The organism is Sphingobacterium sp. 2149, from assembly GCF_031455655.1.
Lineage (GTDB): Bacteria > Bacteroidota > Bacteroidia > Sphingobacteriales > Sphingobacteriaceae > Sphingobacterium.
Map to the genome: position 1 here is coordinate 42128 of NZ_JAVDTD010000002.1, position 14384 is coordinate 56511.

General features: G+C 40.0%; 12 protein-coding genes. 4 read left to right on the forward strand and 8 right to left on the reverse strand.

Annotation, left to right across the window (positions count from 1 at the left end):
* The first annotated feature begins 17 nt into the window (after positions 1 to 17).
* From J2X77_RS02515 to J2X77_RS02525, 3 genes are read left to right on the forward strand one after another with little or no spacing between them, the layout of a single operon-like run.
* Positions 18 to 539, forward strand: coding sequence for a hypothetical protein (locus tag J2X77_RS02515; protein ID WP_209579418.1), 522 nt, complete (start codon positions 18 to 20; stop codon positions 537 to 539).
* A gap of 20 nt (positions 540 to 559) precedes the next feature.
* The gene (locus tag J2X77_RS02520; RefSeq protein WP_293938577.1) at positions 560 to 1363 is read left to right on the forward strand and encodes a hypothetical protein; all 804 of its coding nucleotides are present in this window, start codon (positions 560 to 562) and stop codon (positions 1361 to 1363) included.
* 10 nt (positions 1364 to 1373) lie between these two features.
* A complete protein-coding gene (locus J2X77_RS02525) occupies positions 1374 to 2759 on the forward strand; it encodes a hypothetical protein (RefSeq protein ID WP_293938579.1) in 1386 nt (461 codons plus the stop codon).
* Here the strand turns inward: J2X77_RS02525 and J2X77_RS02530 are convergent.
* From J2X77_RS02530 to J2X77_RS02540, 3 genes are all read right to left on the reverse strand, one after another.
* On the reverse strand, positions 2756 to 3430 hold the full coding sequence (locus J2X77_RS02530) for a carboxypeptidase-like regulatory domain-containing protein (protein WP_310078837.1): 675 nt from the start codon (positions 3428 to 3430) through the stop codon (positions 2756 to 2758). The two genes, J2X77_RS02525 and J2X77_RS02530, sit on opposite strands and share 4 nt — an antisense overlap.
* 23 nt (positions 3431 to 3453) lie before the next feature.
* Positions 3454 to 5550 (reverse strand): hypothetical protein, encoded by a 2097-nt coding sequence (locus J2X77_RS02535; protein ID WP_310078839.1) that lies wholly within the window; start codon positions 5548 to 5550, stop codon positions 3454 to 3456.
* 85 nt (positions 5551 to 5635) lie between these two features.
* Positions 5636 to 6247, reverse strand: a complete 612-nt coding sequence (locus J2X77_RS02540) for a response regulator transcription factor (protein WP_310078841.1) — start codon at positions 6245 to 6247, stop codon at positions 5636 to 5638.
* Positions 6248 to 6616: 369 nt separating this feature from the next.
* Between J2X77_RS02540 and J2X77_RS02545 the strand changes: the two genes are divergently transcribed.
* Positions 6617 to 8551: a tetratricopeptide repeat-containing sensor histidine kinase gene (locus J2X77_RS02545; protein WP_310078843.1), complete on the forward strand. Its 1935-nt coding sequence runs from the start codon at positions 6617 to 6619 to the stop codon at positions 8549 to 8551.
* A 36-nt stretch (positions 8552 to 8587) separates the two neighbouring features.
* Here the strand turns inward: J2X77_RS02545 and rfbA are convergent, their stop codons facing one another.
* The 5 genes from rfbA to J2X77_RS02570 form a co-directional block, all read right to left on the reverse strand.
* Positions 8588 to 9454 (reverse strand): glucose-1-phosphate thymidylyltransferase RfbA, encoded by an 867-nt coding sequence (rfbA, locus tag J2X77_RS02550; protein WP_209579410.1) that lies wholly within the window; start codon positions 9452 to 9454, stop codon positions 8588 to 8590.
* A gap of 67 nt (positions 9455 to 9521) precedes the next feature.
* A complete protein-coding gene (gene rfbD / locus J2X77_RS02555; protein ID WP_209579409.1) occupies positions 9522 to 10382 on the reverse strand; it encodes a dTDP-4-dehydrorhamnose reductase in 861 nt (286 codons plus the stop codon).
* Positions 10383 to 10387: 5 nt separating this feature from the next.
* Positions 10388 to 10942, reverse strand: coding sequence for a dTDP-4-dehydrorhamnose 3,5-epimerase (gene rfbC, locus J2X77_RS02560; RefSeq protein ID WP_209579408.1), 555 nt, complete (start codon positions 10940 to 10942; stop codon positions 10388 to 10390).
* Positions 10943 to 10944: 2 nt separating this feature from the next.
* On the reverse strand, positions 10945 to 12000 hold the full coding sequence (gene rfbB / locus J2X77_RS02565; RefSeq protein WP_209579407.1) for a dTDP-glucose 4,6-dehydratase: 1056 nt from the start codon (positions 11998 to 12000) through the stop codon (positions 10945 to 10947).
* A gap of 197 nt (positions 12001 to 12197) precedes the next feature.
* Positions 12198 to 14198, reverse strand: a complete 2001-nt coding sequence (locus J2X77_RS02570) for a nucleoside-diphosphate sugar epimerase/dehydratase (RefSeq protein ID WP_293879691.1) — start codon at positions 14196 to 14198, stop codon at positions 12198 to 12200.
* Positions 14199 to 14384: the final 186 nt, after the last annotated feature.

The following is a 14384-nucleotide window of genomic DNA, read 5'->3' on the forward strand; positions in this document are numbered from 1 at the left end:
ATAAAATAGAGGAAATTATGAAAAAGAACCTATTTATACCCCTCACTGCGCTTGTAGCCATATGTTTTGGAAATCAAGCCAAAGCCCAAGTGACGGCAACCTCCCAACCTGTTACTGTAAATATCAACTTGACAGATGCCATTTCAATCACCCTAGGTGCAACCCCAACAGTTAATTTTACGTATACAACTGCGGCTGATTATACTGCTTCAAAAACTATTGAGAAAGCAGGTCATTTTACGGTCGTGAGCAATAAACCGTATAACCTCACTGTTGCGGCAACTGCCGCATTTACGCCTGCAGGGGGGCCCGCCTTGGATATTGTAACGGTGAATGTACCTTCCGCTTCGGCCAATGGGGGTACTCCAGAAGCGAATGTACCATTAAGTACAACCCCGGCCGCTTTAGTCAACGGTTCGACTGCAACCACGGGAGCTAGCTATACCGTGGATTATACTATAGCAGATCCTGCATCGCTTTTAAATCTTGGTGCATCGGCCTATAGTACAACAGTCACTTATACCGCAACACAACTCTAACTGGAAAGATAATTTTATCCGTGAGATATTATTTAACACTATTCGTCATTTGTATCTGTAATACCCTGATCTATGGACAGGGTATTTCGATTTCTCCATCCCGCATTTTTTTTACTGGCGATCCAGGGCAGACAGTTTCTCAGATCATTACATTTAGCAACACCTCGAACACTGAACTCTATTTTGTCGCCCATCTTAAAGATTGGGATCGCGATTCGATTGGGGTAAAAAAATATTATTCTCAAGGCCAAAAACCGCAATCAAATGCGGCTTGGCTCACGCTATCGGAAAATACGGTACGTTTGGCTCCAGGAGAGACCAAATCGGTAAATCTTTCCATGACTATCCCAAAAAACCCAGGCTCCCTGCAGCTAACCAACACGATGCTCTTCTTTACACAGGTGAAGGAACAGAAAGCTGCACTCCAAAATGGTCTTCATATGAACGTACTAATCGAAGTAGGCATCCAAATTTACCATACCCCTTCAGGATTAAACCCCGGGGATCTGGAATTCCTTGCTTTCGAGGACAGGCATGTCATTCCAGGTCAGACAGGTCAGCCGGTTCGCCGGATGGACATACACGTTAAAAACACAGGGCAGATTAATAAGGATGCCTATGTGCGCTTTGAGCTGACCAATACAGAGACAGGCGAAGAAATACCCGTTAAGACTGTCGCTATTGCGATGCTCCCCCACTCGGATCAATGGGTGCAAATCGACCTTCCAGAGAAACTTGTCGCAGGAAATTATCTCGCCGTTGCAATATTAGATGCCGGTAGCCAATATGATTTGAAAATTGCAGAAAAAGAGATTACATATTAAGTGGAATTTTGTGGTATATTTCCTAGGCTTATTAAGCCTATATGGATATAGTACTTATGGGCAGACGACATCTCTCACGCTGCCTCAAGCCAATATACAGGCTAGAACCGACTATAATACAGCTATCAACGCTGGCACTTATACCAGTGTAATTACCTTACTTCCTTCTTTTTCAGTAAAATCCAATACCTCAATTTTTAACAGCACCACTAGTGGCAGTTTTCCAGTCGGTGCAGTGCATATGAAACTTTCGAGTATTGGTAGCCTTGTATTACTTGGCTTAACAGGAAACAATGAAGTTGCCCTATCACCCGGGGGCGGTTTACTCTATACGGCGGTGGCAAGTGTTGCTTCCGGTGCGATAGCCGCCAATGCACGCATTTTTACAGCAGGGCAGACTTGGACGGCAGGGGTATTTACTGATGCTGTCAGCTTTTACACGCAAGGCCTGTTGGCGGGGTCAATCTCTCCCGCCAGCTTCACGCTATCCATCAACGTACCCGGATTTATCAGTCCTCCAGGCAACATAGGAAAAACAACTATCATGGTAAACAATCTTAATTTTTATCGTTCTGCTAATGGAATCACTGCCAGTCAAATTATACTGGTATCAAGTACCGTACCTTATATTCCTAGTGTCAGGACTGGTAACGCCCAATTTAATTTTAACACAACCTTTCCCTACAACGCCTTGCCTGTTCCACCTGTCTCAACAGTGAGCGCCGCACTCAGCGGAGTCGGAACAGCAACTGCCACCAATTTGTCGACCAACGATCAGGCGCTTACAAGCGCTGCCGGAATAGCTGTCCCTACCAATAACAGCAGCTCAATCACACACACATACACCATTAGCAACACGTCCCTAAAAAATAACTTTAAACAAGCCGGAACTTACACAGTTCCTCTCACCTACACTTGGAACAAATTATCTTCAGCCTATCCTACAGCTCCAGTGCAGGCGCAGGCTACTGGCAGCTTGAATATTGTGGTCAGCGACCTCGGAGAAATAATCGCAAATCAGCAATCCGTTAATCTTCCTTTTACTACGACCAGTAATTATATTAACGGTGTCAGTACGAATATGGCTACCCACTTAAAGCTGAGTAAGACCACACCCTACAACTTGTATGTACGGGCCACTTCTTCTAGTTTTACCTCAGGAGTCAATAGCATCCCGTTAAGTGTTTTGCGTATCGGTCCAATGGCTGGGCAAACTGGAGTAAATACAGTTACGCTATCCACAACAGCTCAACAGCTTATCCAAAATGCCGATCCTATCATCGATCGAACACTCGATATGCAGTACAGCATCCCCGCATCGCAGACTAGCAATCTTCTGGGCAAACCTGCCGGCACATATACCGCGAACATCGTCTATAGCTTTGTCGCTCCCTAAAATCTTTTAATACCGACTTTGCGCCTCTGATCCCGGTAGCGCAAGGATGGTAGCTCAATCAATCCTTCGGCGTTTATTTCTACTTCGCAATTCGAATTTTCAATGACAAAAGGCATTCCTTCTGTTTCGACCGTCAGCCTATAAAAACCGATAGGCAGATAAAAAACATATTCTCCCGCTTCGTTGGTCAAGGTGTTATATTTCTTGCCCTGCCTATCATTCGCCGTAATTCTGATACCGCTCAAATCAGGCTTAGACTCCAAGTATTTACTGGCAACTAATTGTATATTCCCTTTTACAGATTTTGTTTTGACCAGCGGGATGTCCATCGACTGATTTTTCGTCAGTACAATGGTCGATGGTCCCTGAAAAATCCAGCCTTGATGGTTTTCTGTACGAATGGAAAAAGAGCCCGCTTCCATGTCAACAAACTTGACTCGTCCCTTTTCATCTGTTATGGCAACTTCCTTTCCGACGCGAATCAGCATAGATTCTACGAGTGGTTCGTCATTCTCTCGAATGCCATTGTTATTTCTATCATCAAAACAGGTCAGCTGCAAACGATACCCACTAACGTGGCCCCTATGACCAAAACTCTTTTCAATTCCAATTCTGATTTGTCTGTTATTAAATGAATACCGATCTAGTGGCTGCTGCACAGGAGAAGTCACTGGATCGGTCTTAAAAAGCAGCTTCAGCTATTCTTCATCCGCCAACGGACGTTCCCATTTAAGGAAAAATTATTACTTCTCGAAAAGCCGTAATAACTATACATCGCTGCAAGCTGAACTTGTAAATTATGTGCAAATGCGTCAAAGTGCGTGTTTGGTCCTAGTGAATACATCCTATAGTTAGCATTCGCATAAGTAGCGAAAAGATCACTCAAATAATAGGGGTTGATCTGCACAAACGTGTTAATCCCAAAAAGCGCGTGATCATAATTACCTGATACACGCAATGAATGAAAAGGAGCGATAGGCAGTTCAGCTGTATTTTTATAGGTGTAACCATAATCTGTATGCAGCGAGAAGCGATGGTTCTTGGTAAAAAAATTAAGATCTGCAACAGTTCTTAACGAACTGGACTTCCAGTTTGCCGCATCAGTTCCCAATTCCAACCAACTGTGGTAATCTGCAAATTGATTCATCCAATAAGGTCTTAAATCAACCTTTATTCGCCCGAGCGCAGTACGATATCCAAGCTCATAAATTTCAATTCGACTGCTGCTGCTAAAAAAGTAATTCCTATCTCCAGCTTGGTAACTGGGCCTATTATCCATAAAACTCATCCTAACGGAGACACTCTTCGTTTCCTCGAGCGGAATGAGGACACGTGAGTCCGACTGCAAGAGCCCTCTTCTGAGGCCTACATAATAGGGAGAACTGTAGTAATTGTTACTGGAAACCTGGAAGCCGGCGAATATTCCAGTATAATTTATGCCGGCGGCCAAACCCGTCTGATGCCCGTCAGCATCCAGCTGTTCGATACTAACCCCACCTTCCCAGAGGAGGTGTTGTTTTTCGCTCCAGTCTTTATAGCCTTTTCCACTAAACAGATGGTTTCGGACAGTTCGGTAATTATCTTTGCTGTGCAAATAGACCAAGCTACTTTCTTGATTTTTTTCTGATTTAAAAGCATACTTAAGTCCTAAAACCCCACCCCGGTGGGAAAAAGTGTTCATCTCATTCCAAAGGAAATAATTGTTTTGAACTGCATATGCGCTAATCGAACGCAACTTATCAAATTTATAGCTTGCTCTCACTCCACGACCGTTCACATATTGATCTAGATTTTCGTAAATATTACCAGCTTTCACCCCCCATTTTTCCGTCTGATAATTCAAATAACTATCATATATATTGAACACGCGTTGGCTTCTAAAATAGTCCATGTTCATACGATAGGTCAAGGATTTCTCATTACCTAGCCCAAGATTTCCATATCCCTGAAGCTGGTAAATGGCTATATTCTGATCCATATTAAGATAGCGTAAGGCAAACATATTGTTGTAAGGCTGATTCTGTAAGCTCATCGCTGAGCCGAACCTCGTTACGTTTCCTACGGTCAGGATATGTATACTGCAGGTCGCAAGCTGCTTGCCCCCTGCTTCGAGCGCTGTTACCGTCAGGTTAACATCTGTGGCAATCCTTTTTGTCCGCATACGGGCTGTAAAGGTCAATAACGACTGTTCTCCAGCAGGCAATGTCATCGGTAAAGTTTCACCCACGATCTCCATTTCGGAAGGCAAGTTAGCAAACTGCAGCTGAAAAGTAAGCGGTATTAAACCTGTATTGACGATGCGCACCATAAACTGTGTCAGTCCCGTTGACTGATCAATAAAATACTCTGGTTGTTCAGGCTGAATCAATAGTGATGCCTGAAGATCCAGTTTTGTAAAAAAAACTCGGCCTGGTTGTATATTTAATGAAATCTCCTCCGAATTGAGCTTGATGCTAAATTCTTGTCTTGCTTCGGAGATCGTCTGCCTATCACTTATGTATTTTAACGGAAAAGTTTTAGTTTCATGGGGTTTCAGCGGTATAAATGGTGGTAATTTTATTAATCCCTGCAAAACTTTCGTATCATTAGCCTCGGGATAGAGTTCAATGGCTCTATCCATGTAGTTGACAATGGTTAACTTATTGGAAAAGGTTTTGGATGCTGAGATAGAGATGGAGTCGTATTCGAAATGGTAGGCAACATCATATCGTTGCTGACTTTTAGCTATGGATAAGAAAAAAGCCGAGCTGCAGAAAAGAAACGCAAAAATCAAATGGCTTCTTATTGACATAGCATATCATTCAAGTAACCATAAAAATGAGGCTAAAATTATTGAGATCGAAATTTAGGCAGTCACATGTTCATGTAATGAATTATCAAGCATTCAATTGCGCAATCAATTCACCTTTGCTATTAATCTGAAACTTTCTATAGATTCGTTTGATGTAAATACGGACAGTGTCCAATGATATGGCATATTTTTGGGCAATCATTTTATAGCTGAGGCCTTCAAGAATACCATTGGCGATCTGTAATTCCCGCGCAGTAAGTAAATTTTCCGATTGTTTGGCACTAAAAGCCTGCTCAATTAAAGCGCGATTCACAAAAGGGCTAATAAAAGAACCATTTCCCAGAGTCATTGCTATTGGATTTTTTAAAGATTGAAGACATGTCTTCTTTAACATATAACCCACAGCGCCCTGCCTAAAGCAACTACGTACCTTCTTGATATCACAATTATTGGTCAACACTAGTATTTCAGCACTTGGAAATACACTTTTAGCACGTTCAACAATTAAACTATCCGGATGATCAATATCCACAATCATCACATCCGGCACTTGATCGCATGCTGTAGTTGCAAGTGTCCCCTGATCGAAAAGCACCTCTATTGGTATAGCTGATTCAGATTTATTTTTTTTCGAGATGATCTTTTTTGTCTCTGCCCGTTCTTGCTTATCTATGTCAATTATCCCAACTGTAATCATGATATTTTACAATTTATTAAACTGAAAATTATAGGATCTCTTTTAAAATATCATAATCTAACTCCAAAAAACAATTGTCAAACATATAAACAATTGCAACCTTTAATTATTTTTAAAGAAAAACTACACCTAAAATAAAATTTGAAAAAGAATTAAATTTTGATATTTAGATATAAAATTAATAATAATTTATATTCTAAGCAAAAACAAAAAGAGAAAACGAGCGCCTACAATATAATATTTATTTTCTAAGAACTCATATTTCACTCTAAGAAAAATATCAATATTTCATATTTCAGGGGTTTTTAAAACCATAAATCGTAGGTTGTATTTTTAAGAATCTTATTTATATTTGACAAAAAAAATCCAATGAACCACATCTATATCTTTCTGTTTATTAATTTTTTAACTTTAATACCCAATTGTCTTTATGCACAAAGCACTGGATGGGAAAAAGTAAACAAACAGCTTGAAACAGTTAGTGGTGATTCTGCACGCATATTAGTCTATTACAAAGTCGCATCAGAAATTTATAAGAGTACCCCTCAAGACGCGCAGGAGATTGTATCCAAGGGACTAGATCTGGCGGAAACAAAGAAATTTGAGGCATTGGCAATTGACCTGCTCAACCTCCAAGGAGTTATTTACCTGAAATTAAACAACTTTGACGAAAGTATTAAAACCCACTTTAGGGTGCTCAAAAGACGAGAAGAGCGAAATGACAAAAAGGGGATGATGCTTTCTTTCTTGAATATTGGCAATGTATTCAATAAGAGTTATGATCCAGAACAAGCCTTAAAATATTACCAACGCGCATTAGATCTGGCCAAAGAAATTCATGATAATCGAAATCGTGCAAACATATCGACCAATATAGGCAATATTTATGCGCAGAAAGCACTAAATGGTGAGCAAAAGAAAGATGTATCCAATGCGATCGATTATTTAGTTAAAACAGTTGAATTCTGTAAAGCAAACGCCCCTGAGGTTGACCTGTTCAATACCTACATTTTATTGAGCTACCTTTACCTAAAAGCAGACAAACTCGAATGGAGCACATACTATACCGATCTTGCCATCAACATTACTTCAAAGAAAAAAGATCCCGTAGGTGAAAGTTATGCCAGGATCAATCGTGCAAATATCTACGTCAAAGAAAAACGCTTTGATTTGGCTACACAAGAAGTTACCCTCATTAAAAGCATCATTGCTAAAAGTGGGCTTAGCAATCTAACTGAAGAACTTCAAGTTGATTTTGATAAAATAGCGAAGGCTGTTAAAGAGCAAGATGAACATTTAATTCTCAGCGATCAAGATAGTTCGGATCGAAAGTTCCATGAAGATGCTGAAGTCTTACGTGTAAGAATTAGGGAAGAACTTCGGGAGAAATATGAAAGCGAAAAGAAAGAGCTCGAAAATAAAAATCTAATATTGGAAAACGCTTCCATCGAACGTGAAGCACATTGGGTAAAATTAATGTGGCTGGCCACCTTTTTTGTTCTATTAATCTTTTTGGTGTTGGTTCTGCTATTGGTCAAAAAGAACCGGTTATTACGAAAAGAAAAACAAAAGGTCGATGATCAAGCTGCTGAGATCAGGCATCAACATGAAGAACTGGTTCAAGCAGACCGATTTCGATCCACTATATTTTCCGTCGTATCCCATGATCTTCGAAGTCCTTTATCAACTTTTCAAGCACTACTTTCTGTATCAAAAATTGTCGATCTTCCAGCTCACGAAATCAAAAGCATGTTGATTACTATTGGTAATCAAGTCACTACAGCGTCCAAAATGCTCGACAGTTTACTCGTTTGGTCTTCACAGCAGATGGCGAATGAAAAGCTTGACATGCAGGAAATTGTACCGTTTCAAATTGTAAAAGAATGTGAGGAGTTGTTCATTGATCGGATTAATCTAAAAAATTTAGTTATAGATGTCCGTATTTCCCCGCAATTGACCATTCGTAGTGATCTTAAACGATTTGAATTTATCATTCGAAATATCTTCAACAACGCAATCAAATTTAGCTTTAGTGGCAAATCCATTATTTTTAATCAGCGTGAAACCGATAGTGAAGTTCTTATATCGATTACAGATCAGGGTGTAGGAATGGACGAGCGAAAAATTACCGCACTTAAAAGTATGCAGAAACAACAAACTAGTTTAGAAGGCACATTTGAAGAAAAGGGTGCTGGTATCGGTTTAATGCTCTGTCATGAGTTTGCAAACCGAATGGGCTACTCGATTACAGTGGAGAGCAGCGAAGGTTTTGGAAGTACGTTTACCCTTCATATCCCTAAATAGCATTGTGCTATGTAGCAGAATGCTATTTAGGGATAGTTAAGAGCCTTTAACAATTCTTTTCAAATACTCTCCATAACCTGACTTACAGAGTGGCGCAGAAATTTTCAGTAGCTGCTGCTTATCAATGTAACCCATTCTGTAGGCAACTTCTTCTATTGCTCCTATTTTCATTCCTTGCCGCTCCTCTATCACTTGCACAAATTGCCCTGCTTGCATAAGAGACTGGATCGTTCCGGTATCCAACCAAGCTGTACCACGATCAAAAATTCCGACCTTTAATTTACCGCGGCGTAGATACTCTTTATTGATATCTGTTATCTCCAGTTCTCCACGGGGGGAAGGTGCTATATTTTTTGCGATACTAACCACTTCGTTATCATAAAAATAAATTCCCGGAACAGCATAATTCGATTTGGGTGATTGCGGCTTCTCTTCAATAGAAATCACATTATTTGTTTCATCAAATTCAACTACTCCATACCGTTCCGGGTCCTGCACTGGATAGGCGAAGACCACTCCGCCATCAGGGTCTGAAGAAGACTGCAATAGCTTTGAAAGTCCAGAGCTGTAAAATATATTATCCCCTAAAATCAGGGCTACTTTATCATCACCAATAAATTCTTCTCCCAGCAAAAATGCCTGTGCAAGCCCGTCTGGACTAGGTTGCTCTTTATATTCAAAACGGCACCCTAATTGTGATCCATCACCTAATAACTTTTCAAAGTTAGGTAGATCCTGTGGAGTGGATATAATCAAAATTTCACGTATTCCGGCCAGCATCAAGGTAGACAACGGATAATATATCATGGGTTTATCATATACGGGCATCAATTGTTTACTTACAGCAAGCGTCAGCGGATGCAATCGCGTGCCTGAGCCGCCAGCCAATATAATTCCTTTCATTTTAATGTTATTTAGGGAAGAAGACTTTACGATACTAATGTCGACAAAGCCTCTTGTTATCGTCAATCTATTTATCTTTAAATTCTTCAGTAAGCATGTTGCCCAAACTTATTTTCCAGTCTGGAACTTGTATTCCAAACGTACTTCTTATTTTTGATTTATCAAGCAAGGAATACATCGGCCTACGAGCAGGCGTCGGATATGCAGTTGTTGGAATTGACCTGACTTCACAGTCGAACGAACGGAAGTCACGTATTGCTACAGCAAAGTCATACCACGAAATTTCGCCTTCGTTACTATAGTGGTAAATACCAGCTTTCCATTCGGCAGAATCCAAAACTTTCAAAATTACTAGGGCTAGATCTTTTGCATAAGTGGGACTTCCTATTTGATCGCTGATTACGTTAACTTCATGTCGCTCGGTCATTAGACGGCACATGGTTTTTACAAAGTTTTTACCGTAGGAGGAATACACCCAGGAAGTCCGTATAATGATTGCTTCAGGATGCCATTTCTGAATGGCCAGTTCCCCTGCAAGCTTAGTTTGTCCATATACGTTGATGGGATTAGTGGTCGCATGCTCAGTCAAAGGAGAAGCAGATGATCCATCGAAAACGTAATCTGTAGAAATAGCTATAAGTTTGGCATTATGGATACGGCAGTATTGAGCAATCTCTTCACAAGCTAAATGGTTGACCAAATTTGCCGTAACCTGATCCGTCTCAGCTTTATCCACCGCTGTGTATGCTCCTGCATGAATAATCAAATCGGGTTGATACATCCCCAAAATTTGCTGTATGATCTGAATTTGATCCAATGGCAATTGCTTTCGATCTAAGAAATAACACTCATCTACTGTATTATACAGTAAAAGATCTTTTAGTTCCGAACCAAGTTGACCTGAAGCTCCTGTTATAACAATTCGCATATCATCTAAATTAATTTCAGGCGCAATTTTTCAAAAGATTGTGCTTCCTGATCCTTTTGTGAGAGAATCATTTCTTCATGGGGTATTTGCCAGTCTATACCCAATTCAAAATCTAATGGATTTACGCCATCTTCCGATTCTTTGTGATAGTTATTATCACATTTATAGAAAAAAACTGCATGTTCTGATAATACAGAGAAGCCATGTAAGAAACCTCTCGGAACAAATAGCTGTTTTCTATTTTCAGCTGAAAGCTCTACAGTAATATGTTGTCCAAAGGTGATTGATCCCGGGCGAACATCGACAGCAACATCCAGCACTTTTCCTTCAACGACTCGAACCAACTTAGCCTGAGCATGATCGCCGGCCTGTAAATGTAGCCCCCTCACGACACCAAACTGTGATTTGGATTGATTGTCTTGCACAAAATGAGGTTTATAACCAAGTATTGCTGTTAGCTTTGTTTCATTAAATGACTCAAAAAAATAACCTCTTTCGTCTTCATAAACTGTCGGTTCAAGTATAAAACATCCTTTCAGTTTTGTCTCCGTATACGTCATGCTTATGCGTCTTTATATTGATTGTCGTAATATTTTTTATAATCGCCCGATGTCACATGCTCCAGCCATTCCTGATTAGACAAGAACCAATCTATCGTCCGCGACAAACCTTCTTCAAAAGTTACTGAAGGATACCATCCCAATTCCTTATTGATCTTGGTTGCATCAATTGCATAACGCAAATCGTGTCCGGGACGGTCTTTAACAAAAGTAATTAATTGCATCGAAGAGTCTTCTTCACGTCCCAATTTCTCGTCCATTTGTTTACATAGCTCTTTGATCAGATCTATATTTTGCCACTCATTGAATCCACCGACATTATAAGAGTCACCATTTTTACCCTCATGAAAAACGAGATCGATAGCTTTTGCGTGATCAATCACATATAACCAATCGCGGGTATATTTTCCATCACCATAAACCGGGAGAGGCTTATTATTTAAAATATTATGAATGCAAAGAGGAATCAATTTCTCCGGGAAATGATTAGGTCCATAATTGTTTGAACAGTTTGTTAAAACAATAGGTAAACCGTAAGTATCATGATAAGCCCGGACAAAATGATCCGAACTTGCCTTCGAAGCGGAATATGGTGAATGGGGATCATATTTTGTTTCTTCCGTAAAAAATCCCGTATCGCCAAGCGCACCAAATACCTCATCGGTAGATACGTGATGAAAACGTTTCCCTTCAAAATTATTCTTCCAAATTGCATTGGCTGCATTCAATAAATTGACAGTTCCAATCACGTTGGTCATCACGAAAGCCGTTGGATCAACAATCGAACGGTCAACATGAGACTCCGCTGCCAGATGGATAACTCCATCTGGCTGATATTTTTGAAAAATATCCAAAATGAGCTGCTGATCCGTAATATCTGCTTTAACAAAAGTATAATTTGGTAAGTGCTCGATATCTTTTAAATTCTCTAGATTGCCGGCATAGGTCAATGCATCCAGATTGATAATTTGATATTCTGGATACTTCAGCACAAACCCACGTACAACATGTGAACCTATAAATCCGGCCCCCCCGGTAATTAAAACTGTTTTATTCATATAATGACTCTCGATAGTTTAGACCATTCGCCTACAAGTGATAACTTCGCTAAATAGTTCGTTAAAATTAGGATGATTTTTGTGAATTGACAAGTTTTAATCCATAAGTAAACCGAATAAACCAAAAAAGCTCTCAATAAGAGAGCTTTTTTGATATCGTATCAGCAAACTAAAATGTTAACTGCCTAAAATAAAATTTACAACACATTCTTTACCAAAGAATATACGGGTACCTCTATAGGTTCCCCATGAACTAATTCGATTTCTTTCTTATCCGCGACCGTGTCCAACACTTCATATTCCGAATTCTGAGATTTAAACTCTGGGACTACTTCCTTCATCGCAGCGACAAGGCCCATAAAATCGGGCAGCAGTGTATCGGCATCCAAAATCTGTTGGCAGATGGCATTAATACGATCCGCTTTAAGTGAAAGTTCATCATGATTTACTTTTGCGATCATGATTTTTGGATGATGTGTTTTCACAGTATTTTCATTGTTTGCCAAAAGTTCTTCATAAATCTTTTCTCCGGGGCGCAATCCAACAATTTTGATGTCAATATCCTCAGGGTAACGATATCCCTTTAATTTGATCATCCGTTTGGCCAAATCGATTATTTTAACAGACTTGCCCATATCGAATACAAAAATCTCACCTCCTTTCCCCATCACACCCGCTTCTTGAACAAGTTGACAAGCTTCAGGAATAGTCATAAAGAAACGTGTGATGTCTGGATGAGTTAACGTCAACGGACCTCCCTCAGCCATCTGCTTTTCAAATAGCGGTATAACCGAACCATTTGACCCGAGTACATTACCAAACCGAGTGATAATAAAGCTTGTATCAGACTTACCGCTACAACTACTCACATAAATCTCAGCCATACGTTTGGTGGCTCCCATAACATTTGTGGGGTTTACCGCTTTATCTGTGGATACCATGACCATCTTTTTTGTACCATATCGCATACAGAGATCCGCAACGATTTTACTCCCTAATACATTAGTCTGGATGGACTCGTAAGGATTAGCTTCCATCAACGGCACATGTTTATAAGCCGCTGCATGGAACACCAAATCAGGTTTATACTCGTCAAATATCCGTTGCATAAATGCAAAATTCCGTACATCCCCAACGACGCAATGCAAATGCTCTGCAAAGGTAGCCTTAATAGATTGCTGTACATCATAAATTGCGGACTCTGCCTGATCAAGCAGGATCAACTTCTTATAATGCCTTCTTGCAATCTGTCGAGCTAGTTCCGAACCAATAGATCCAGCTGCACCTGTTACTAAAATAACTTTACCACGCATTTCGTCTTCAATTTCTGGATGATCTAACTTAATCGGTTTACGCCCCAATAGATCTTCTATCTTTAACGGCCGAATTTCACGTTTGGCGCCGGAGTTAAGTAATATCCGGGCTGGTGGCATTATTTTCAGTTCAAGCCCAAGATTTTGAAACCAATCTGAGACGTATTCCAGCCGTTCGGGATCGTTATTTTCAACCGCAATGATTACCTGAGTAATCTGGCATTTCTCAACATATTCTTTCGTAATTTCGGTAATATCTTTAATTTTTAAACCTGCCAAGCGCTTACCTATCCGTGATATTTTATCTTCGACAAAAGCGACCACCTGATACTTCGTCCGCTGGTCTTCTTTTAAGAGAGAAAACGATACTAGCCCTGGTCTCGAAGCACCAAATATCAACACATTCTCCCCTTTCCTACCCGGCAAAAAAAGATATTCATATATAGTCCGATAGATTACACGCGCCCCCACCATAATGACCAGCAAAATTGTAGCCTGCATAGTCAATACGCCATACGACAATCTAAGATAATCTCCCGCCAAAGTTCCTTTATCAAAGATAGTTTTGATAATAAACGTGAAAATCATCAACAGGATATAGGCGGATCCCACCGTTTTAAATATTTTAATAGTGTCACGAATGCCTGTTTGTCGAACAATCCCTCGAAAGGTGTCGTAACACAAGAACATCAAGAGGTAAATTGGCAATATAACGACAACTTTTTTTAACATCAATTCGATATCAAATACTCCCTTGAAGTTGTTGACCACATAATTAGAAAACACATAGCTTGCAAACACAAACCACATGTCGATCATTAAAATGACCCATCTTGGATTGTCCTTTCTCAGGCGCCTTCTTAAATCTCCTAGAGAACCCATCATAGCTTTTTCTCTTATTTTATTAAATGTTACTGACCGTGTCTGCGACAAACGGACACTATCTGATATGGCTTTGTTATAATATTTTATAAAGGAAATGCAAGATAGTTAAATTTTCGCACTCAAATTGCTCCTACGATAAAATATCATTAAAAAGAACCCTATTCATTCGATCAATTTATCATCGTG